The sequence below is a fragment of the Negativicutes bacterium genome (genome assembly GCA_021372785.1).
In the GTDB taxonomy this organism is placed as follows: domain Bacteria; phylum Bacillota; class JAAYKD01; order JAAYKD01; family JAAYKD01; genus JAJFTT01.
Genome location: JAJFTT010000066.1, coordinates 25,029 through 46,011 on the forward strand (window position 1 = coordinate 25,029; position 20,983 = coordinate 46,011).

The 20,983-nt window shown below is 48.7% G+C and carries 23 protein-coding genes; 2 read left to right on the forward strand and 21 right to left on the reverse strand.

Translation table 11 applies throughout. The features are described 5' to 3' along the window. Positions 1 to 46: 46 nt before the first annotated feature. From feoB to LLG09_08150, 3 genes are all read right to left on the reverse strand, one after another. On the reverse strand, positions 47 to 2,065 hold the full coding sequence (feoB, locus tag LLG09_08140) for a ferrous iron transport protein B (protein MCE5197077.1): 2,019 nt from the start codon (positions 2,063 to 2,065) through the stop codon (positions 47 to 49). Then, on the reverse strand, positions 2,062 to 2,292 hold the full coding sequence (locus LLG09_08145; GenBank protein MCE5197078.1) for a ferrous iron transport protein A: 231 nt from the start codon (positions 2,290 to 2,292) through the stop codon (positions 2,062 to 2,064). The genes feoB and LLG09_08145 overlap by 4 nt, the downstream gene beginning before the upstream one ends. Positions 2,293 to 2,602: 310 nt before the next feature. Continuing rightward, positions 2,603 to 2,770 (reverse strand): 4Fe-4S binding protein, encoded by a 168-nt coding sequence (locus LLG09_08150; protein MCE5197079.1) that lies wholly within the window; start codon positions 2,768 to 2,770, stop codon positions 2,603 to 2,605. Between the two features lie 193 nt (positions 2,771 to 2,963). Between LLG09_08150 and LLG09_08155 the strand changes: the two genes are divergently transcribed. Next, on the forward strand, positions 2,964 to 4,139 hold the full coding sequence (locus LLG09_08155; GenBank protein ID MCE5197080.1) for an NAD-dependent malic enzyme: 1,176 nt from the start codon (positions 2,964 to 2,966) through the stop codon (positions 4,137 to 4,139). A gap of 34 nt (positions 4,140 to 4,173) precedes the next feature. After that, positions 4,174 to 5,034, forward strand: a complete 861-nt coding sequence (locus tag LLG09_08160; protein MCE5197081.1) for a DMT family transporter — start codon at positions 4,174 to 4,176, stop codon at positions 5,032 to 5,034. 70 nt (positions 5,035 to 5,104) lie between these two features. On the opposite strand, the gene rsfS is transcribed toward LLG09_08160, so the two are convergent. From rsfS to LLG09_08250, 18 genes are all read right to left on the reverse strand, one after another. After that, entirely contained in the window at positions 5,105 to 5,467 is a 363-nt protein-coding gene (gene rsfS / locus LLG09_08165) for a ribosome silencing factor (GenBank protein MCE5197082.1), read from the reverse strand. 39 nt (positions 5,468 to 5,506) lie between these two features. Continuing rightward, the gene (locus LLG09_08170) at positions 5,507 to 6,478 is read right to left on the reverse strand and encodes an LCP family protein (GenBank protein MCE5197083.1); all 972 of its coding nucleotides are present in this window, start codon (positions 6,476 to 6,478) and stop codon (positions 5,507 to 5,509) included. Beyond that, positions 6,450 to 7,067 carry a bis(5'-nucleosyl)-tetraphosphatase (symmetrical) YqeK gene (gene yqeK / locus LLG09_08175; protein MCE5197084.1) on the reverse strand — a complete coding sequence of 206 codons (618 nt, stop codon included), beginning with the start codon at positions 7,065 to 7,067 and terminating at the stop codon, positions 6,450 to 6,452. Before yqeK ends, LLG09_08170 begins: the two co-directional genes overlap by 29 nt. A gap of 67 nt (positions 7,068 to 7,134) precedes the next feature. Next, complete coding sequence (gene yhbY, locus LLG09_08180) at positions 7,135 to 7,437, reverse strand: ribosome assembly RNA-binding protein YhbY (protein MCE5197085.1); 303 nt, start codon at positions 7,435 to 7,437, stop codon at positions 7,135 to 7,137. A gap of 15 nt (positions 7,438 to 7,452) precedes the next feature. Continuing rightward, positions 7,453 to 8,754, reverse strand: coding sequence for a GTPase ObgE (obgE, locus tag LLG09_08185; GenBank protein MCE5197086.1), 1,302 nt, complete (start codon positions 8,752 to 8,754; stop codon positions 7,453 to 7,455). Positions 8,755 to 8,901: 147 nt separating this feature from the next. Then, the gene (gene rpmA / locus LLG09_08190; GenBank protein MCE5197087.1) at positions 8,902 to 9,207 is read right to left on the reverse strand and encodes a 50S ribosomal protein L27; all 306 of its coding nucleotides are present in this window, start codon (positions 9,205 to 9,207) and stop codon (positions 8,902 to 8,904) included. Between the two features lie 13 nt (positions 9,208 to 9,220). Continuing rightward, the gene (locus LLG09_08195) at positions 9,221 to 9,619 is read right to left on the reverse strand and encodes a ribosomal-processing cysteine protease Prp (GenBank protein MCE5197088.1); all 399 of its coding nucleotides are present in this window, start codon (positions 9,617 to 9,619) and stop codon (positions 9,221 to 9,223) included. 7 nt (positions 9,620 to 9,626) lie between these two features. Then, a complete protein-coding gene (gene rplU / locus LLG09_08200) occupies positions 9,627 to 9,944 on the reverse strand; it encodes a 50S ribosomal protein L21 (GenBank protein ID MCE5197089.1) in 318 nt (105 codons plus the stop codon). A 199-nt stretch (positions 9,945 to 10,143) separates the two neighbouring features. After that, complete coding sequence (locus LLG09_08205) at positions 10,144 to 10,815, reverse strand: TIGR03936 family radical SAM-associated protein (GenBank protein ID MCE5197090.1); 672 nt, start codon at positions 10,813 to 10,815, stop codon at positions 10,144 to 10,146. Between the two features lie 2 nt (positions 10,816 to 10,817). Then, complete coding sequence (locus LLG09_08210) at positions 10,818 to 12,671, reverse strand: TIGR03960 family B12-binding radical SAM protein (protein MCE5197091.1); 1,854 nt, start codon at positions 12,669 to 12,671, stop codon at positions 10,818 to 10,820. 261 nt (positions 12,672 to 12,932) lie between these two features. Beyond that, entirely contained in the window at positions 12,933 to 14,132 is a 1,200-nt protein-coding gene (locus tag LLG09_08215) for an MFS transporter (protein MCE5197092.1), read from the reverse strand. Positions 14,133 to 14,272: 140 nt separating this feature from the next. Next, the gene (gene rodA, locus LLG09_08220) at positions 14,273 to 15,409 is read right to left on the reverse strand and encodes a rod shape-determining protein RodA (protein ID MCE5197093.1); all 1,137 of its coding nucleotides are present in this window, start codon (positions 15,407 to 15,409) and stop codon (positions 14,273 to 14,275) included. A gap of 15 nt (positions 15,410 to 15,424) precedes the next feature. Further along, a complete protein-coding gene (minD, locus tag LLG09_08225; protein MCE5197094.1) occupies positions 15,425 to 16,240 on the reverse strand; it encodes a septum site-determining protein MinD in 816 nt (271 codons plus the stop codon). Positions 16,241 to 16,282: 42 nt separating this feature from the next. Further along, a complete protein-coding gene (gene mrdA, locus LLG09_08230; protein MCE5197095.1) occupies positions 16,283 to 18,229 on the reverse strand; it encodes a penicillin-binding protein 2 in 1,947 nt (648 codons plus the stop codon). Between the two features lie 15 nt (positions 18,230 to 18,244). Beyond that, positions 18,245 to 18,757 carry a rod shape-determining protein MreD gene (gene mreD / locus LLG09_08235; protein MCE5197096.1) on the reverse strand — a complete coding sequence of 171 codons (513 nt, stop codon included), beginning with the start codon at positions 18,755 to 18,757 and terminating at the stop codon, positions 18,245 to 18,247. Then, the gene (gene mreC, locus LLG09_08240) at positions 18,754 to 19,635 is read right to left on the reverse strand and encodes a rod shape-determining protein MreC (protein MCE5197097.1); all 882 of its coding nucleotides are present in this window, start codon (positions 19,633 to 19,635) and stop codon (positions 18,754 to 18,756) included. The genes mreD and mreC overlap by 4 nt, the downstream gene beginning before the upstream one ends. A 60-nt stretch (positions 19,636 to 19,695) precedes the next feature. Continuing rightward, the gene (gene radC / locus LLG09_08245; GenBank protein ID MCE5197098.1) at positions 19,696 to 20,388 is read right to left on the reverse strand and encodes a DNA repair protein RadC; all 693 of its coding nucleotides are present in this window, start codon (positions 20,386 to 20,388) and stop codon (positions 19,696 to 19,698) included. Between the two features lie 25 nt (positions 20,389 to 20,413). Next, positions 20,414 to 20,980 (reverse strand): Maf family protein, encoded by a 567-nt coding sequence (locus LLG09_08250; GenBank protein ID MCE5197099.1) that lies wholly within the window; start codon positions 20,978 to 20,980, stop codon positions 20,414 to 20,416. Between the last annotated feature and the right edge of the window lie 3 nt (positions 20,981 to 20,983).

Sequence of the window (20,983 nt, forward strand, 5' to 3'; positions counted from 1 at the left end):
TCCTTGCATAATGATCTCACATTCCTTTCAAAACAAGCCCAAAAAATCAAAGAATCAGAGAGCCAACCTGAAAAACAAAGTATGCCGCTAACCAGGCGATCCCAGTCTGATACAAAAAGGCGATCACCATGCCCCGCCAGCTGCCCCATTCCCGCCGAACCGCGGATAAAGCGGCAATGCAGGGTGAATAAAGCAGAGTGAAAACCAAAAACGAGAATGCCGAAAGCGGTGTAAATATTTGCGGTAAGGCAACAGAAACCTGACTCACCTCACGCACGCCGGTCAGAATTGCCAATGTACTTACCACGGCTTCTTTTGCCGTCAAACCGGCTAAGAGGGCAGTCGCCGCGCGCCAATCCGCAAAACCCAAGGGAGCAAAAAGCGGCGCCAAACTTCTGCCGAACCCCGCCAGGATACTGGTATTACTGTCGGTAATCCAATTGAAGCGTAAATCAAAACTTTGCAAAAACCAGATCACAATGGTCCCCAGAAAAATCACGGTAAAAGCGCGCGTCATGAAATCCTTGGCTTTCTCGTAAAGATTAAAGGCTACGCTTTTGGCATTCGGCAGCCGATAAGCCGGCAGTTCCAGGACGAAAGGCATTAAATCTCCTTTCATCACCGTGGATTTCAGTAAAAATCCGGACAAAATTGCCATCAGCACGCCACCAAGATAGAGTGTGATCATGACCAGGGCTTGCTGCGCCGGAAAAAAGGCCGCCGAAAAAATTGCATAAATCGGTACTTTGGCACTGCAGGATAAAAACGGAGTCAGCAGCATCGTGATCTTGCGGTCTCTATCACCGGGCAAGGTGCGGGTAGCCATAATAGCCGGCACAGAACAGCCAAACCCCATCAGCATAGGGACAATCGAGCGGCCGGAAAGCCCAACTTTACGCATAAACTGATCCATCATAAAGGCGACGCGCGCCATGTAGCCGGTATCTTCCAGGATCGACAGCAAAAAGAAGAGAATCAGAATGATCGGCAGGAACCCCAGTACACTGCCCACACCGGCAAATACACCATCGATTAAGAGAGAATGCAGAATCGGATTAACAACAAAACGAGTCAGCCGGGCATCGAAACTACCCGTGATTCCGTCAATAACCAAAGCAAAAATCTCGACAAAATAGCTGCCGATCGGACCAAAGGTGATCCAGAAAATCAAGATCATAAATAAGAAAAAAATTGGGATGCCAAAGTAGCGGTGAGTCAGCAAGCGGTCTATTTTTTCTGAGCGAATTTGCTCTTTGGTTTGACCCGGATGTTTCAGGGTTCTGGCGCAGAGCTGTTCGATGAATTGATAACGCAGATCAATCACAGCGGCTTCCCGATCCATACCCAGATTGTGTTCCGCTTCTTCCACAATGCGCTGCAAGATTTCTAATTCTGAAGGTGTCAAAGCCAGACGTTTTTCCATCAGCTCGTCGCCTTCCACCAATTTGGCTGCCGCAAAACGCACAGCCACGCCGGCTGCTTCCGCTTTGCTTTCAATCAGATGACAGATCGCATGGATTGCCTTATGTAATTCCCCGCTGCAAAAATCCAAATGCCGCGGTTTAATCTTCTTTGCCGCCGTTTCCATCATGCGATCGATCAGTTCGGCTACGCCTTGGTTTTTCATTGCGGAAATCGGGATTACTTCGATGCCTAATGCATCTGATAATTGCATAAAATCGATATAGTGACCACTGGCCCGCACTTCATCCATCATATTCAACGCCAAGACCATCGGTATTTGTAAATCCAGCAACTGCAGCGTCAGATACAAATTCCGCTCTAAGTTGGTTGCATCGGCGATATTAATGATACAGTCCGGTTTTTCATCCAGAAGAAAATCTCTGGTCACGATCTCTTCTGTTGTATAAGGAGAAAGCGAATAAATACCCGGTAAATCCACAACTTTCGTTTTTTTATAACCCTTGATGCCGCCGGATTTTTGTTCCACCGTTACACCAGGGAAATTGCCGACATGCTGGTTACTGCCGGTCAATTGATTAAAGAGAGTGGTCTTGCCGCAATTCTGGTTGCCAACCAAAGCAAAAGTGAAATGATCGCTCATGCGTTTGCCGCCTCCACCTCAATCAGAGCGGCGTCTTCTTTTCGCAGGGTTAAGCTATAACCACGCAGACTCAATTCCAGAGGATCTCCCAAAGGAGCAACTTTTCGTATCGTTACTTTTGTCTTTGGTGTCAGTCCCATTTCCAAAAGCCTGCGCCGCAATGCGCCGCTGCCACCAACCTGCTGAATTCTGGCCCCGTGTCCTACTGAAATCTGTGCTAAGGTCATGATCGTCCCCCCTTTTTTATGTTATCTTTATCTAACAATTATTGCTGAAAAAAATGGTCTCTGTTAGCCACTACTTACACTTTACACGAAAAGAGGGTTTATGTCAACCATAGCTAACTAATTATTTCTGTCGGAATCGTAAGGGATTTTATGAAGGCAATCGGGCAGCTGTACTGCTTCCTTTCGGCCGGCTCGTTGCAACCATCCGCTGCGTCTGGGGAATTCTCTCGCTGCTCAACAGGCAGAAATAGGTAGAAAAAGACTGCTTTGATTTTTTCAAATCAAAGCAGTCTTTGGCAATGCTTCCGTTTTACTCCGGTTGAGGAGCACCTACCGGGCAAATGTTGTTGCATGCACCGCAGTCAATGCATTTATCCGGATCGATTACGTAGGGGTTCCCTTCCGAAATCGCATCGACGGGACATTCCGGTATGCAGCTACCACATGCTATACAGTCTTTATTAATCTTGTAAGCCATTATGTTCACCTCCTGTAACCATTTATGCTACACGCATATTTTTTCAATTCGACTTGCACTGAAAATTTCCTCCCCGCCTTGCGAAAATCTCCGAAATAATACAAAACAGAAAGTAGCGCTCCCGCTCGGAAGGAAGAATTCTGCCTCTGTCGAATTGAATAAGATAAATTGATTGGGAAGGAAGTTTTTAAGCATGAGTTTACGAGATGATGCTTTGGCCTTACATGCCAAATACAGAGGAAAAATATCCATTCAGAGTAAAGTAGCGGTTAACAATATTTTGGATTTGAGTTTAGCTTATACACCCGGCGTAGCGGAACCCTGTAAAGAAATATACGCGAATAAGGAATTGGTTTATACTTATACCAACAAAGGCAATACGGTTGCGGTTATTTCGGATGGTACCGCCGTCTTGGGTTTGGGAGATATCGGTCCGGAAGCCGGCTTACCGGTTATGGAAGGCAAATGTATTCTTTTCAAACGTTTTGCGGATATCGATGCTGTGCCAATTATGCTGAACAGTAAGAATGTTGATGAGATCGTACAAACCGTTAAAATCATCGCTCCCTCCTTTGGCGGGATTAATTTAGAAGATATTTCCTCTCCCCGTTGTTTTGAAATCGAACGCCGCTTAAAAGCGGAACTGAACATTCCTGTGTTTCATGATGATCAGCATGGGACCGCAGTAATTGTTCTGTCGGCTGTGCTGAATGCGACCCGTCTGATCGGCAAAGAGTTAAGCAATTGCACCGTCGTGATCAATGGCGCCGGTGCCGCCGGCACGGCAGTTGGCCGTTTGATTCTCAAAGCAGGCGTTCGGAATCTGCTGATGGTAGACCGTCATGGTATTCTGAATGTGGGCGATCCAAAAAATAACCCTGCGCAGGATGAATTGGCCTCCATCACCAACCGGCTGCATCAAACCGGAGATTTGAAGGAAGCGCTCAAAGGCGCTGATATTTTCATTGGTGTCTCTGCCGGCAATATTGCTGACCGGTCGATGATTGCCGGTATGAACAAGGACGCCATTGTCTTTGCCATGGCCAACCCTACACCGGAGATTTTCCCGGAGGAGGCAAAAGCCGGCGGTGCGCGGGTAGTGGGAACCGGCCGCTCCGATTATCCCAACCAAGTCAATAATTCGCTTTGTTTCCCCGGTATTTTCCGCGGCGCTCTCGATGCCAATGCCACCACCATCAATGAGGCAATGAAACTGGCGGCAGCTTATGCCATTGCCGGTCTGATCGCTCAGGAAGATCTGCGCGATGATTACATCATTGTTGGTCCTTTTGATCCGCGTGTCTGTCAAACGATTGCCACTGCGGTAGCCGACGCAGCCAGAGCCACCGGAGTCATCCGAAAATCATAATCAAACCGAACCGAACGAAGGAGCCGATGCGATTTTGAGTCACGCTGCCCCACCCAAAGCGACCGTGCTGCTCGCTGTGTTTTTTACCGCCTTCTCCTCCATTTTCGTTCGGTTAACCACGGCGCCTGCTTTGATCATTTCCTTTTACCGTATGCTGTTTGCCGTAATGATGATCACGCCTTATGTTTTCATCCATTATCGCAGAGAGATTTTGCAGATGAAAAGAGGCAGTTTTCTCTTATGTATCGCCTCCGGCATCTGTCTGGCACTGCATTTTGCCACCTGGATTGCTTCGCTGTCAATGACGACTGTTGCCGCTTCCACCGTCCTCGTCTCCTGCAGTCCGATGATCGTTGCCGCTGTCGAATGCCTGCTGCAGCAAAAACGTCCCAGCCGGGCTTTATTGCTCGGTTTGACGCTTGCCTTCTGCGGTACGTTGCTGATCGCGGCAAATGGCAGCGGCAATCTCAGTTTCAGCGGCAACTTATTGGCTTTGACCGGTGGCTTTTTTGTTGCCTTTTATTTTCTGTTGGGCGTCCGCGTTCAGGAGACCGCTTCGCTCTGGACTTATATTTTTCTCGTTTACCTCAGTGCGGCAGTCACGCTGGGACTGCTTGTCACCCTCACACAGACTGCTTTTCGCGGTTATCCAACAAGCGATTATTTACTTTTCGCCGCGATGGCTTTCTTTTGCTCTGTTCTGGGTCATACCGTTTATAACTGGTTGCTGCCCTTTCACGGTGCAACGCTGATCTCGCTCTCCACCCTTTGTGAGCCGGTGTTTGCCAGTCTGCTCGCTTATTTCATTCTGCGGGAAATACCGCCCTTGCTTACCCTCATGGGCGGATTCCTGATCCTCGCAGGCATCACCTTCTATCTTCTGAAAAAAAACTAACTGCCTCAAAAAGAGGCTGACTCCGGATGATGCTTGATGACATCCGGAGTCAGCCTCTTTTTTTATGCTTTTATTGTTTTGTTTCCGGTACCAATTCTACACGCGGTGAATCGTGCCAGAGACGTTCCAGGTTATAAAATTCCCGCGTCTCTTCATCAAAAATATGCACGATCACATCATTCATATCCAGGAGTACCCAACTGCCTTCGCTCATACCTTCTTTATGATAGACAGGCAGGGCATAAATCTCTTCCGCCTGGTCTGCAATATGTTCGGCAATTGCTACCACCTGAATTTTGTTGCTGGCGTGACAAATCACGAAATAATCGGCAAACGTACTGGTGGTTGTCACATCAAGCACAACCGGGTTTTTGGCTTTTTTTGCTTCAGCCCATTGAACAACCGACAGAGCTAATTCTTTACTGGAATACATACTTTCCCTCCGCATCATTTTCAAATTAACCTGATTTTTCTAATCGACAGCCGCCGGTGCCGGACAATAATCCCGCCAGATCCCTGCCAGATCAATATCATCCGCAATCCAATAACTGGCTTCATTGATCATCTGACCTGCCCCCGGCAGTGTAATGGTATAACGCTGCTTATCCGGAATCCGCAGGTAATACGTCGCCAGTTTCAAACCGTCAAGCATGCTGAGATTCGTATCCAAATACGGCTGCATTTTGGCCGCAATGGCAGGCATTTTCAACAACATGGCCGGTTGCAGCAGTTGTCCGGCCAGCGCCAGCATAAAATTGCGCTGACGCTCCACGCGACCGATATCACCCATACCGTCCGCCCGGTAACGCACATATCCTTCGGCAGCTTCCCCGTCCAATACTTGCTGTCCCGCCTTGAGATGAACGATCAGCGGAGGAACATCATAAGGATCTTCATAATCCATGTCGAATTCCACATTGTAATCGACACCGCCAACCGCATCTACCAACGCCTGAAAACTTTCAAAATTTACCTTGGCATAATAATGCACACTGGTTTGCAGCAGTTCTTCCACCATCTGCACAGTCAATGCGGTTCCTCCGAAAACATGAGCGGCATTGATCCGTTCATAACCGATCTCCGGCAGATCGATCAGTGTGTCTCTGGGAATAGAAATGACCGCCAGTTTATGCTGCACTTGATCAAAGCTGAACAACATCAGCACATCACTGCGGGCAGGCATTGTACCGCCGCCGGCCAACAAGCCGGCGTCTGTACCAATCAACAGCAAATTGACCGGTTCACCCTTAGCGGGTTTTGCCAAAACGAGCTCGTCTTTATTCAACCCCTGCAGATAGTTCGAGGTCGCCAGGGACAAAGCCGTTACGAGCAGTCCCGCCACGAGCAGCAATACTCCCAGAATTTTCAATACAGTTTGCCAACCGGATTTTTTAATTTTCCCACCGTTTGGCAGATCATGTTTCGCTATGCTTTCGCTTGTCACGTTTCTCCGCCGTTCTTTCCATTAATTCTTTTAATTGGGTCAGCCATTGATAGCTGAACGGATGCACTGCCATGCCCTTTTGCTGCAAGTAAGCAAGATTGGTCTGCAGAAAAGCAAGGCAGGCAGCATCGAGATCCTCTTGTGCCAAATGGCGCAGCTCTTCAACTCCCGGATAATCACGCTGAGGTTCGATCCCGTCCGCTAAAAAAATGACCTTCGCTAGAGCGCCGAGATTCAATCTGCCGGTGGTGTGATAATGTACCGCTTCTAAAATCTCAGCATCCTCTACCTGCCAATCCCTCTGCAGCAGCAGAGCTGCCAACGGTCCATGCAGGAGGATTGGCGCCTGCAGTTCCGCCGGCTGACAAGTATAATGCAATTCTTCTGCCAGCTGCAGTAATTGCTGCGGTGTTTCAGAGCGGCAGTAATCGTGACATAACGCTGCCTGACTTGCTTTCAGGGCATCCAGACTATAACGCTCAGCCAATTGAATCGCCGTTTGCTGACAACCCAAAGTATGCCGCCAGCGTTTGGCAGATAACTTGCTCTGCAGGTAGAGTGCGATCTCTTTTTCAGGGAAATTACTCAAAAACGTCGCCCGCCTTTTTGCTGCCGCCAAGCAATGTCAAATTCTCTTGTCTTCTCACGACAAACACTTATTCATTGGAGGAGGGCAAAACGATTTTCGGCTGCTCGGGATGCTTTTTATACAAGACAAAGCTGTGACCGATCACTTGGACCAATTCCGCTTCGCAGGCCTCCGCCAAGGCTTTTGCCAGGATTTCAGGATCTTCATCATTATTATTTTGTACTTTCACTTTCAGGATCTCACGGTTGAATAAAGTCTCATTGGTTTGTTTTACCAAATTTTCCGTAATGCCAGCCTTGCCGATCTGTATGACAGCGGCTTCGGTTACCATCATGGCTCGCAGAAAACGTTTCTGTTTACCGGTTAAAATCATGTTCTGGCTCCTTTAATACAAGTATTCTTCTTCATCATCATAATCGGCAAAAATGAATTCCATCTCACCGATGCGAACGGTATGACCAGCCATAGCGCCTGCCTGGCGCAGCATTTCATCCACACCGATTTTGCGCATTAAACCCTGGAAACGTTTCACGGAAGCGTTGTGGGTAAAATCGGTCATTAAGACATGCCGTTCCAGGCGTTTGCTCTTCACTACCCACAAGTCCTCGGATTCACGCTGGATTTCAATCGCTGACTCATCGGCAAAGATCAGTTCGGCTGTTGAAGTAAAAGTCAGCGGCGGTAGGTCCGGAATTAAAGAAAGCTGCAGCGTGATTTCTTTCAATAATGGAGCAAAACCTTCCCGCGTCAGAGCTGAAATCGGAAAACAAGTGATCTCTCTGGCCTGAAACCAAGCCAAGACTTCCGGCATGTGTTCCGCCGCCGCCGGTAAATCGATTTTATTCAGAACGATGATCTGTTTACGTTTGCCCAATTCCTCACTGTAGAGCGTCAGTTCACGGCAAATTGCCAGATAGTCCGAGATTGGATCACGACCATCCACGGCAGCCAGATCAATTAAGTGAACCAACAGTTTGGTCCGTTCGATGTGCCGCAAAAAATCGTGACCCAGGCCAATTCCGGTATGCGCTCCTTCAATCAAACCGGGGATATCCGCCATGACATAGCTGTTTTCCTCATCAGCCTGTACCACACCGAGATTTGGCGTCAGGGTTGTGAAAGGATAATCGGCGATTTTCGGCCGCGCTGCCGTCAGCGCAGTCAACAAGGTTGATTTGCCGGCATTGGGATAACCCACTAATCCTACCGATGCCAGCATTTTCAGTTCCAGGATTAAATCCCGGCTTTCTCCCGGCGCGCCGTTTTCGGCAACTTCCGGTGCCTGATTGGTTGATGAGGTAAAACGGGCATTCCCCCGTCCGCCCCGGCCGCCTCTGGCTAAAACCGCCTCCTGACCAGGTTCGGTCAGATCGGCAATCGGTAGTTTGGTTGCGGCATCCAAAAAGAGAGTCCCAGCCGGCACACGCAGCACCAGGTCTTCGCCGCTGCGACCCGACATATTCTTGATATCACCGGAACCACCGTTGGCTGCTTTATAAACTCTTTGATAACGAAAATCAATCAAAGTATGTAAACCGGTATCCACCCGGGCAATGATACTGCCGCCTTTGCCGCCGTCACCACCATTGGGACCGCCTTCCGGAACATACTTTTCTCTGCGGAATGAAACGCGGCCATTGCCGCCGGAACCGGCGATGACTTTAATGGCTGCCCTATCAACAAACATGCTTCCTCCTGTCGTAGACTCGTTGATGCGAAACCAACCGAATCCTTGTTCCCATCCGTTCCCCGGGATCAGAATGATAGCCTGAAATAAAAAAAGCCGTTCCTTACAATGACAGAATCATCGTAGCGGAACAGCCTCTTTCTTTCATTAGGCGTTAGCGATCTCTGCCGCCGCTTCCAGAGGGCGAACATTGATATATTTCTTGTGCCCGAAGCGGGTAATATACTCAACGGTTCCTTCTACTGTTGCAAATAATGTATCGTCTTTACCGATACCCACATTTAAACCCGGGAAGAATTTGGTGCCGCGTTGGCGAACCAGAATATTACCGGCCTTGACATATTGACCACCAAAAATCTTGACGCCCAGGCGTTGGGAATGGCTGTCACGTCCGTTACGGGACGAACCCATACCCTTTTTATGAGCGAATAACTGTAAATTCATTAAAAACATGGTGTGCACCTCCCTATGCTCTTTTTATTAATTGAATCAGGTGACGCAAAGCATCCGGTTTTTTGGCTGTTTCTTCCCAACCTGCCAAACCTTCTACATGCAGTCGAATATAACGGGGATACTGCTGCGCCAGACTGACACAGCCAAGAAAAGCAGCGTCGAGTATTGCTTGTATCTGCAGTTCCACAGTATCTGATGCTTCTCTCGGTATACTGCATTCAAGCAACCCGTCCGCCATTTCGTAAACCGGTGCTGCTTCACTGATCGCCAAGACCGCCAGCAGTGCCGTTTGCACGACCGCACTGACACCGGCACAGACGATATCGCTGCCTGCCGCAGCATAACCGCTGTGACCGCTGCTGCGGAAACCATCCCAATGTTGAAGACCGCGACGAAAAGTGATACAAATCATGATTGTTTTAGGCTTCGATTGCGATAATCGTGAATTTTGTATAGGGTTGACGATGTCCGTAACGGCGGCGATAATTGGATTTGGCTTTGTAACGGAAACCGTTTATTTTGGCTTCCTTGCCTTGCTCTTCCACTTTGGCAGTCACTTTCGCTCCTGCTACATGAGGATTGCCAATCATCATCTGTCCGTCATCCTTGCTGATTGCCAAAACATGAGTGAAACTGTATTCTTCGCCCACTTCGACCAAAAGCTTTTCCACATAAATAACATCTCCGGCCTGAACCTTGTACTGTTTGCCGCCGGTTTCAATAATGGCATAATTCATTTGCCATTGCACCTCCTTTTTCTTCAAGACTCGCCATGCCAGGCACTTCTTTCGTGAGAGAAGTTTAGGCGCCTGCTTCGAGCGGTATGCGCATAGAGACGCAAAGCCTACTTAAAGATTATACACATTTATTGTTGTTTTGTCAAATATTTCACGGCCTGATTCGATGTTTTTTTGTCGATACAGCAACTGCCGTCTTCTAGATCAGATTATTTTTCATGGTCAGTTGCAGGCGATGCAAACCAACCTGTTCGGCTGGCCAATCGGGGCGCTGCATTTTTTGCGCCAAGACCGAGAGGAAATGCTGCGGGCGTACAAAAAGGCGTGAACTCGTTTCCACTTTCAGCAATAAAACCGCATTTTTTTCATCCCACTCAGCTGTAAACAGCCCGGGCCGCAGATCCTGACAAATCGTTTTCCCTTCTCGGTTCTGATAGTTGAAAATCAACTGTTTTTCGGCCAGCAGAGCAAGCAGAGCGTGTTCGAGCGCTGCAATTTCCCGGCTGTCGCCCGGCGGCAGCGTGATGCGATAAAGAGAAGCAAAAACCAGCGACATTAAAGCCGGCGACTTTTCCGGCAAAACGCCGATCCCGCTGATCGGCAGCCCTGACGGCATCTGTGCGCTGAGGCGCTGCAAAATTTCCTTCAGCGGCAGTTCTTCACTGAATTCCATTTCAATATATTCCGCTTCGCTGCTCACACCGACTGCCAGGGCAGTCGCCAAACTCAGCTTGGGGCGGGGATTAAACCCCTGGCTAAAAGCAATCGGCAGTTGGGTCCGCCGCACTGCCCGTTCCCACACTTTGATCAAATCAAGATGTGAAATCCAACGTACTTCCGCATTTTTCTGAAATTTCAAGAAGATTCGCATGTTTACCACTCCTCCTTAGCCATCAGGTTCTCTACACCATAAGAGGGGCAGACGCCGCACAGACTGCAGTTACCGCTGCGGCAATCGGGCGTCTCGTGCGCTTGCTCCGCCAAATGCCATTGATTGATCAACCATTCTTTGCTGATACCACTGTCTAAATGATCCCAGGGTAAAGCTGCCGCAAAATCAATCGCACCTTCGCTGTAATTCTCCGGCACAATACCGCATTCTGCAAAAGCCTGACGCCAAAGATCCGGCCGGAAATATTCGGACCAACCGTCAAAGCGCGCCCCCAATTGCCAAGCACGCAGCACTACCTTGGCAAGCTGACGGTCGCCGCGGCTGAAAACTGCTTCCAAAGCACTGGTTTCCGCATCATGGGTCGATAATTCAATGGCTCTGTCGCGCAACTGCCTGCGCAGAAAATTCTGCCGGTTTTTAATTTCCTCCGGAGCAATCTGCCCCACCCACTGGAAACTCGTATGCGGTTTCGGCACAAAAGTAGAAATACTGATGCCGATATGCAGCTTGCTTCTGCGCTTTTTTTGACGATAGAGAGCGGCAATTTTCTGCGCTAAAACAATTATTTCCGTCAGGTCTTCCTCCGTTTCCGTGGGCAGTCCAAGCATAAAATACAATTTCAAACTGCTCCAACCGGCATCAAATGCCCCGCCGGCTGCATCGAGTATCTGCTGTTCCGATACCCGCTTATTGATTACGTTGCGTAATCTTTGGCTGCCTGCTTCCGGCGCTAAGGTTAAACCGCTCTTACGCACCTGCTGGACTTTATCCGCTAATTGAACGGAAAAACTGTCTACGCGCAACGAAGGCAGCGCAATGCCGATGCTTTCCTTGCGGTAGCGCAGCAATAACTGATCAATCAGCGCTTCAATTTGCGTATAATCCATGCTGGAAAGAGAAATCAGCGAGATTTCATCGTAACCGGTACTGCGCAGCAGCAATTCCGCCTGTTTTAATAAGGTTGACAGCGAACGTTCCCGCACGGGACGATATAAACAGCCGGCTTGACAAAAACGGCAGCCGGCTGTACAGCCGCGGAACAATTCAATCATGGCGCGGTCGTGAATGATCTCACCGTAAGGTACTACCAGCGACTCCGGATAGGGTGCTTTATCCAGGTCCTGGATGAGATTGCGGCGGACCGGCATAGCTGCCTGCGGCACCAAGGGTTTAATCCCGCTAAACCGATTCGCTTCATCATAACTGGCTGCATAAAGCGAAGGGATATATACGCCTTGCAGAAGAGCAGCCCGCAGCAGATATTCCTGACGTTTGACCGGCCCGTTTTGCTTGAGTTGGCGGTAAAGCTGCAATAGCTGCGGTAAAATTTCTTCTCCGTCGCCTAAAGTGACCAAATCCAGGAAAGCGGTGATCGGTTCACAATTGAAGGCGCCCGGTCCGCCGGCGATGACGATTGGATCGCTATCCTCGCGATCCGCTGCCAGCAAGGGGATACCACCCAAATCCAGAATGGTGAGCAGATTGGTATAGGTTAATTCATATTGCAGTGTCACTCCCAAAAAAGGAAATTGATGCAGAGGAAGCCGGTTTTCCAGCGTCGTCAAAGCGGCGCCTTCCCGGCGCAGCAACGCTTCGTAATCCGGCCAGGGAGCGTAAACCCGTTCCATGCTGGCCCATTCCAACCGATTGACGACATGATAGAGAATTTTTGAGCCTAAATGGGACATACCCACATCATAAACATCAGGAAAAGCAAAAGCCATGCTCACTTCCACGCTTTGCGGAGGTTTAACAACAGCATTCAGCTCCTGTCCCATATAGCGAACCGGTTTGCTGACGGTCGCCAGCAAAGCATCATCGAGTATTTTTGTCATTTTAAAATCCATTCCTTTCGCAGCGCTCATGGCATAAATCGAGATGAAAAGGATGCAAACAGTTCCTTTTCACGCTATCACCTATTCATTCAGTTCTGCTTTTTCATATTTTCAGTATACAGGAAGCAACTGTGTTTGACAAGACAACACACAGTATAGAAAAAGCTGCCGAATCCCCACCTGATCATTGCTTGTGGCAGAAGCAGCAGCAATTTTCACCCGCAGCGTCCTTGCATGGTTTTCTTGCCGGTAACAGATTTTCTACCCCGGCGTGGCAGTACTATTCTCTACCCCTTTTTTGAAAACCAGGCGGATCCAGATCAGATTGACCACAATAGAAACAGCGGCAAATAAAAATACGAAACGAATGCCGAGCCAGGTACCAATTGCACCGCCAATCAGCGGTCCCAGGGCACCGCCAAAACCGTTAAAGCTGTTGCTGATGCCAAAAGCACGGCCGCGGAATTCCAATGGCACCGACGCGGCAATGATCGCATTGACAGCCGGCACCACACCGGCCAGAAACAGCCCATAGGCAAAGCGCATGGCGGCAAAAACGTAGACATTATGGGCAAAAATTTGCAGCAGATTCATCATAGCCACTCCGACCAGGGAGTAGGATAAGGTGTTGCGAAAACCGATCTTCTCTCCGTAGCGCGCCCAAATCGGTGCGGCAATTACAGAAGCAATCCCAGCCAGACTGAAAATAATGCCGGAGTAGGTGGCAACATTCTCACCGACACCCAATTGACCGATAAAGAGAGTCAGAACCGGTTGAATGATCATCAGCGATAGGGTGATCATCGTCTGCGTGATCAGCATAGCCATCAGGCTGCGATTATAGGACGCTTCTTTTAAATCCTGCAGGATATTGGAACGCGGTTTCTCCGTTTTCAGAATCTTTTCCTGTACGCCGAATATAACGACCACAGTGGCTAAAAGCAGGGTGCCGCCGCCGATCAGCATGGTCTGACGCATGCCGAAGGCTGCCGCCAACAGTCCGCCAAAGAGCGGACCAATCACACTGCCGGCATTGCTGGCGGTGGAAATCAAACTTAAGGAACGTCCGACTCGATGCTCCGGCGTATTGGTTGCCACCAATGAGATCGCCGAAGGAATAAAGCCGCTGAGCAAACCGTTTAAAAGACGACAGACCAGCAGATGCCACGGCTGTGTCGCAAAAAACATCATAAAATAGGTCAGAGCAATGCCTAAACCGGAACGAATGATCATCGGCTTTTTACCAAATCGGTCTGCCAAAGAACCCCAGATAGGTGACATGATCGAACTGGTAATAAAAGAAGCGGAAAAAATCAAACCGGACCAAAATTCTACATTGCTTTCCTGACCGATTTCTTGCAGCAATAAAGGCAAAAAGGGTGAGACCAAAGAAAAACTGGTACCTGCAATAAAGGTACCGATCCACAGAATATACAGATTACGCTGCCAGTTTTCCTCCATGACAAATCATCCTTTCCGGTAACCATGCCGTTAATCTGAACGCAGTTATAATTCGCATTATAACCGATTGTCTGCCGATATGCCAGCAAGTTTTCTGTTCGGTTTTTGCTCTTTCCGGCTGGGCAAAAAAAGCGTTGTCCCTAGTTATGGAACAACGTCTTATTGCTGCGCATAGCAACCGAAGTGACAATACCCAAGCCCCATAAAACCGCCATTAGGTTCGAACTGGCATAACTCATCAAGGGCCAGGGGATGCCGGTAACCGGCATCACACCCAAAGTCATACCGACATTGATCAATAAATGGAACAGCAGCATACTGCCGATACCGGCGCATATCAATTTTCCATAGCGGTCCTCGGCATGAAAACTGATGAAAAAAATGCGGTAAATCAGGATCAGATAGAGGACAATCATCAGGCTGGCTCCGACAAAGCCAAATTCTTCTGCTAAGGATGAGAAAATCATATCCGAATGTTTTTCCGGTAAAAACTCCAATTGTGTCTGCGTTCCTTGTAAAAACCCTTTGCCCCAAAGCCGTCCGGAACCGATCGCGATCATGGATTGTATCAACTGCCAGGTATATTTGCCATAAGCCGAATTTGTTTTATAGTATTCCAGGTTGGTAAAAATCAGCAGCCGCACTTTTTGATACTCTTCCAAATGGCCCCATAGGAGCGGAACTGACGCGCAGCCTGCCGCGATCACAGCTGCGATATAGCGCCAATCAAGTCCAGCCACAAACACCATGCCCAGCCAGATCGCCAATAAAACCAGACCGGAACCAAGATCCGGCTGCAATAAAACCAAACCCAAAGGAACCAACACCAGCAAAAGCAAAGGTCCCAGACAACGAATCGATTTTAAGCGGTTCTCATCAAGCAAAAGTTTTGCCAAGGTCAGGCTCAGCATAATTTTGGCTAATTCGACCGGCTGTAAACTCAAAGGACCTAACGGAATCCAAGACTGTCCGCCGTAGTTTCCTTCCCGCCCGAGCAACAAGACCAAAATTAAAAGACCGATCATAATCCCATATACCCAGCGGCTGAAATGATTCCAGATCGAATAATCAACCATCGCACTCATAAAAAAGAGCACCATTCCCAAAAACATAGCCAGAAGATGACGAATAATATAATAATAAGGTTGGTCTTCTACTAAATCACGGCTGGCACTGTAAATCACAAAGCTGCTGACAATCAAAAAGAGGATCATGATCCCAATCAGCTGCCAATCTGCATTTTTCAATAACCGTCGATCGAAATGAAAAAAATTCATCTCTTTATCCTCACCTTACTCATGAAATTCGCTTTCTTTGTGGAATAAGCCGATCAGTTGGGTAAAAAACCCGCGTCTGACCTGAATTTGTTTTTCCTGTCTGGGGAAGCTTATTTTCTCTCCCAGTAAGCGGCGGGCAATTCTGCGGAAACTCTGTGAAGCAGCCGATTGATCGGACAATACCAATAACTCTCCCTGATTGGCGGCTCGCGTACAACCGGCATCTTCAGGAACAATCCCCAGCAGCATGGCAGGGATGATCTGGCAAATGCTCTCGATATCCAGCATTTCGCCGCGATGCATGACCTGAAACTGAACCCGGTTGATGATCAGGTAGATTTCAGCGCTGCTGTGGCGCGCCGCTTCCTGCAAAGTTCGTCTGGCGTTTTGCACAGCAGCAATATCCGGAATCGTGACGCAAATGAAAGCATCCGCTTGACTGGTGGCAAGACGATAAAAATCTCCCAACCCGGCCGGACAATCAAGCAGGATAAAATCATACTGTTCGCGCAGCTGCCGCAGCAATTCCGTTGTTTCAAAGACTGGAAACTCTGTTGTTTTTTCTGCTGCCGCTAAGAAAAACAGCGTAGGGAAGTACGGTACAGTTAAAATCGCTTTCTCTGCCGGACAAATATGCTGGATGACATGGGAGAAATCCAGAGAAACCTCCGTTTCCAGACCAAGCAGCAAATCCAGATTTCGTAAACCGGCATCACCGTCAATCAACAGGACTTTCTTGCCTTGCATAGCCAAAGCCGCGCCTAAATTAGCAGTCACTGTCGTTTTGCCTGTGCCTCCCTTGCCGGAAACAATCGCATAAATTTTACCCATTTTGTCACCCCCCCCGATCGTGGCGAATAACCGCTTCTGCCGCTAATTGATGAACTGTAAATTCAATTTGGTATTGCCAAAGTACTGACGGATCAATTGGGATACCGTCGGCGCACAGGCGGAGCTGCCGCTGCGTCCGGCTTCAACCGACATAGTGATGGCAATCTTTGGATTATCTGCCGGTGCATAAGCCGAAAACCAGGCATCTGACTTTAAATCATAGGGATCATTGGCGACCTGTGCCGTACCTGTTTTTGCCGCTACATCATAAGGTAAATCTTGCCACAGATTAAGTGCCGCCTGCGTTCCGAAGCTGGCGGTCTCGGAAGTGCCTCCCGCTTTGGTTACCCCAACCAGGCCCTCCTGAATGGCATTCCAAGTAGAGTCTTTCAGTTCAATGCTCTCCATCAAAGTCTTTTGATAAACCTGTTCAATGCTGTCGTCGGCATTTTGAATATAATCGACCAAAGCAGGAGCATAGCGCTCCCCTTTGTTGGCGAGTTGAGCCATCACATCCACCATCTGCAGGGGTGTAAATGCGCTGAATTCCTGACCGATAGCGGAGAAAATGGTTTCCCCCTCATACCAGGGTTCATCGGCAATCAGGCCATTTTCCGAAGCCCAGAGTTTATATTCCGGGTTGGAACGATGGGTAAAACTATAGTCACCTTCCGCTTCATATAATAAATCCTTGAAACCGGTATCCTCTCCCAAGCCGAAAAGCGAAGCATAATAATCCAGCCGATCAATACCGACCCGGCGCCCCATTTCATAGAAAAAGCTGTTGCAGGAATGGGAGATGGCCTGTGTCCCGGTCAGCCAGCCATGGCTGTTGGGATAAACCCAGCACTTGGGTGGATTGACCGAGTCCAAAGTATCGTAATACCCTTTGCATTCGACTGTTTCGTCCAGCTGTAAGACGCCGGACTCCAGAGCCGCTGCCAACGTAATCGGTTTAAAAATGGAACCCGGAGCCAAAGCTGCCAAGACCGTGCGATTCATCATCGCATTGGGATAGGTTTTTGAACCAATCAAGTATTGCAGACGTTTCCCTTCCTCTGTCAAAACACCAAATTCCCAATCGTTGGGGTCGTAATCAGGATAACTGGCCATCGCTAAAATCCGACCCGTCTCATTTTCCAACATGACCAGAGAGCCGCTGTAGGCAGACAAAGCCTGATAGGAAGGCCATACCTGCTGGCGGATCGTCGTCAGCGATTTTTCCAAACATTCTTCCGCTGTCAGCTGCAAGTCGATGTCCACGGTCAGATGAAGATCCCGGCCGGCCACCGGCTCGATTCGCTCCAGAACACGGATGAGGTTATCCTGTGAATCAACTTCCACAACCAAACCGCCGTCCTTACCGCGCAAAACCGACTCATAGGAGCGTTCCAATCCGGCACGGCCGACTAAATCACCGGCTTTATAGCCTTGATTGGCAGCCCAACCATCCAAATCTTCCTGAGAAATCTCCGCGATATAACCCAAAACATGAGCAAGTGTCGCGCCGTAGATGTATTCCCGAATCGGCAGACTATCGATATAGACGCCGGGTAGACTTTCACTTTGTTCCTTCACCCGCGTCACCGTAGTAAAATCCACATTTACGGCAACATTGACAGGTTCCGCCTTTGTTTCCCGGTTATTCACTTTATCCAGAATAGTTTCTACCGGCAGATTCAGTAAAACTGCCAGGAGTTCGGCCGATTGCCGCACTTTTTCTTCGCCTAAATCGATCATCCTGACGGAATAGGCGGCTCGGCTGGTCACCAGCAATTTGCCATTGCAGTCGTAGATATCGCCGCGCTGCGCCAGCACGGTCAGGATTCGGATCCGATTTCCTTGAGATGAGGAATCATATTCCTCCCCCTTCACGATTTGCAGATAAAAAAGTCTGCCGATCAACAGAACCCCAACCGCGACAAGGCAGATCACGATAAAGCGAAACCGTCTGCGGCTGTCCATTTCGGCAAGATACTCCGGATTCATGATTTCATCACCAGCTTATTTCTTTAATAGCGCTTCCCTGCGCGACTGCCAGCGCAATAAATAACGCACCAGGTAATAAATCAAACTAAAAACCACCGATTGCTGCAGAAATAAAATACCGATTCCCGTCCAATAAGAACCTTTTGGCCAAAAAACGCCACCGTAAAACAGCCAATAGCAAATACGCTGGAAAAGTTCAGCCAGTAAAAACAAAGCGGAAGCAGCCAGCAACGGAACTCCCAGCTGATTTTCAATATACATGTCATGCAATTTCCCCGCTGCAAAACCACAGAGTGCCTTCATGATGATTTGCAGACCGAAGGGCTGTCCAATCAAACAATCGCACAGCAATCCGGCTGTCAAACCGAAAATCATACCTTCGTTTGATCCTTTTAGTAAAGCAAAAGCAATCACCAATAAAAGCATCAAATCGACTTTCAGTCTTCCCAAGAAAAAATTGGGCAAGACAAGGATTTGCAGCAATAAGAACACGACGATAATCAGCAGCCAAAATAGCTTTTGTTTCACTGCGGCACCCCGCTTGCAAGGTTATTGTTGGCGGTTACCGTCGGTACCGATTGCACATTGCGCAAAATCATCACTTCATAGAGACTATAGAAATCAGAAATCATTTCGACCTCTGCCGTCTGATGCATACCGGATGCTTCCTCTGCACAACGGACGACTTTGCCAATCACCAGACCTTCCGGATATATATCGCTTAAGCCGGAAGTGACTACCAAATCTCCTTCTTTCACCACCGCATCGGATGAAATAAAAGACATGGTTAAGGTCGGTGTCTGGGCTCCGTTTCCGCTGACAATACCGAGGCAGCCGCTGGATTGAATGCGGACTCCAACCGAGGAAAGCTCATCAGTCAGCAGCATCAATTCGGCGGTGGCTTCCGTCACCTGAACAATTTTACCAATCAGACCCGAAGTAGAAACAGCCACCATATTCTTTGATATTCCATCCTTGCTGCCCAGCCCCAGGATATAGCGGCTGGACCAATTCGAAGCAGGCCAGCCAATGATTTTGGCGATTTCGATTTCATATTGTAAATTGGTTTGTTTAAAATCCAACATTTGCTGCAGCCGCTGATTTTCCGCTTCCACTGTCAGCATTCGGGAATAAGCCTGCAGCAGGAGATCATTTTGTTCTTTCAATTCCGCGTTTTCTTCTTTTAATGTTTGCAGGGAACGCAGCGTATCAACGGATTCTCTCCACCAGTCAAGGATTTCAGCCGACCATTTTTGCATAGGAGCCAAAACATCACGGGTAACACCCTGAACCGTACTGCTGATACTGCTGGTCCGCACATCAAAAGCTATCATTAAGCAAAGCAAAATAACGCCTGCAATGATCCATAAAGTGAAACGATCCTTTTTTGGCGTTTGATTTTGCATACTGAAGCCTCCCTCAGAAAAACCTGTCTCTTCCAACGGAACGAATTGACCGCAAGAAAATTAAAAATTCTTGCAATCGCGCAGACTAAGCCATTTTCCATGTCCGATCACCAAGTGATCCAGCAAGGGAATCCCCATCACTTTACCCGCTTCTACCAGGTTTTGCGTCACTTTCATGTCTTCCGCACTGGGAGTCGGGTCGCCGCTGGGATGGTTATGGGCAACGATAATTCCGGCTGCGGCATGCTGCAGCGCCGATTTAAAAACTTCACGCGGATGCACTACCGTGGAATTGAGCGTACCGATAAAGACGACATCCTGATGAATCAGCTGATTCTTGCTGTTCAAGGAAAGCACCAGGAATTTCTCCTGATTCTCCTGCCGCAGCAAAGGCATTAAAAAAGCAGCAACCTCGTCAGGACATGTCAGGATGAGCTGGTCTTGCGGTGCTGCTATCCGCAAGGCAATCTCCAGCAAAGCGGCCAATTCGGCTGCTTTTGCCTTACCCAGTCCCTTTTCCTGATATAATTGTTGATACTCCAAGCCAACCAACCCACGCAGGCCGCCATATGTCTGCAAGAGCCTTGCTGCTAAGGTCATGACATCAGTTCCTTTATAGCCGGTACGCAGCAAAATAGCCAGGAGTTCTTCATCGCGAAGTCTCTTCACTCCCTCTGCCTGCAGCCGCTCGCGCGGCTTGCTTTCCTGCGGTAAAAGATGAAAATAATTCTTGTTTTCACCGTTCTCATCCATTGGGTATCACCTATGTCTGCTTTCTTTAAGATTGCACCAATTCAATCAAGCGGCACAAACGATAAAGAGGCAGTCCCACTACATTATTGTAACAGCCGTCAATTTTCTCGATGAACATGGCTGCTGTTCCCTGAATTGCGTAAGCGCCGGCTTTCCCCATCGGTTCGTCGCTGGCTGCATACTGCCGGAGCAGCGCCTCCGAAGGATCTCCCATCGTAACATTTGTGATTTCTACTGCCTCCGCCTGTTTACCGGTCAAGGTATCCCGTACAACGATGCCGGTCATGACCTGATGCGTTTTGCCTGCCAATTGGTGCAGCATGCGCAAAGCATCATCATGATCGATCGGTTTGCCTAGACATTGGCCATTCAAAACAACAAGCGTATCCGCTCCAATCACAACAGCATCCGGATGCCGCTGCGCTGTATCGGCAACTTTTTGCCGTGCCAGACACAGTACCGTCTGTTCCGGCGATAACCCAGCCGGAACCAGCTCCTCAAGATTGCTGGGATCGGCTTGAAAAGGCAGCTGAATTTGTTGCAGCAACTCTTTTCGGCGCGGAGAGTTGCTGGCTAAGATGAAAGCTTTCATCAG

Bases quoted from the DNA above. Each gene is read 5' to 3' on its own strand.
- LLG09_08250 (MCE5197099.1), bottom strand. From the start codon at position 20,980: ATGAAAGCTTTCATCTTAGCCAGCAACTCTCCGCGCCGAAAAGAGTTG.
- rodA (MCE5197093.1), bottom strand. From the start codon at position 15,409: ATGAATTTTTTTCATTTCGATCGACGGTTATTGAAAAATGCAGATTGG.
- rsfS (MCE5197082.1), bottom strand. From the start codon at position 5,467: ATGTATTCCAGTAAAGAATTAGCTCTGTCGGTTGTTCAATGGGCTGAA.
- rplU (MCE5197089.1), bottom strand. From the start codon at position 9,944: ATGAATTATGCCATTATTGAAACCGGCGGCAAACAGTACAAGGTTCAG.
- LLG09_08215 (MCE5197092.1), bottom strand. From the start codon at position 14,132: ATGGAGGAAAACTGGCAGCGTAATCTGTATATTCTGTGGATCGGTACC.
- LLG09_08195 (MCE5197088.1), bottom strand. From the start codon at position 9,619: ATGATTTGTATCACTTTTCGTCGCGGTCTTCAACATTGGGATGGTTTC.
- radC (MCE5197098.1), bottom strand. From the start codon at position 20,388: ATGGATGAGAACGGTGAAAACAAGAATTATTTTCATCTTTTACCGCAG.
- LLG09_08155 (MCE5197080.1), top strand. From the start codon at position 2,964: ATGAGTTTACGAGATGATGCTTTGGCCTTACATGCCAAATACAGAGGA.
- mrdA (MCE5197095.1), bottom strand. From the start codon at position 18,229: ATGAATCCGGAGTATCTTGCCGAAATGGACAGCCGCAGACGGTTTCGC.
- rpmA (MCE5197087.1), bottom strand. From the start codon at position 9,207: ATGTTTTTAATGAATTTACAGTTATTCGCTCATAAAAAGGGTATGGGT.
- LLG09_08210 (MCE5197091.1), bottom strand. From the start codon at position 12,671: ATGACAAAAATACTCGATGATGCTTTGCTGGCGACCGTCAGCAAACCG.
- mreC (MCE5197097.1), bottom strand. From the start codon at position 19,635: ATGCAAAATCAAACGCCAAAAAAGGATCGTTTCACTTTATGGATCATT.
- LLG09_08150 (MCE5197079.1), bottom strand. From the start codon at position 2,770: ATGGCTTACAAGATTAATAAAGACTGTATAGCATGTGGTAGCTGCATA.
- minD (MCE5197094.1), bottom strand. From the start codon at position 16,240: ATGGGTAAAATTTATGCGATTGTTTCCGGCAAGGGAGGCACAGGCAAA.
- obgE (MCE5197086.1), bottom strand. From the start codon at position 8,754: ATGTTTGTTGATAGGGCAGCCATTAAAGTCATCGCCGGTTCCGGCGGC.
- LLG09_08205 (MCE5197090.1), bottom strand. From the start codon at position 10,815: ATGCGAATCTTCTTGAAATTTCAGAAAAATGCGGAAGTACGTTGGATT.
- LLG09_08145 (MCE5197078.1), bottom strand. From the start codon at position 2,292: ATGACCTTAGCACAGATTTCAGTAGGACACGGGGCCAGAATTCAGCAG.
- feoB (MCE5197077.1), bottom strand. From the start codon at position 2,065: ATGAGCGATCATTTCACTTTTGCTTTGGTTGGCAACCAGAATTGCGGC.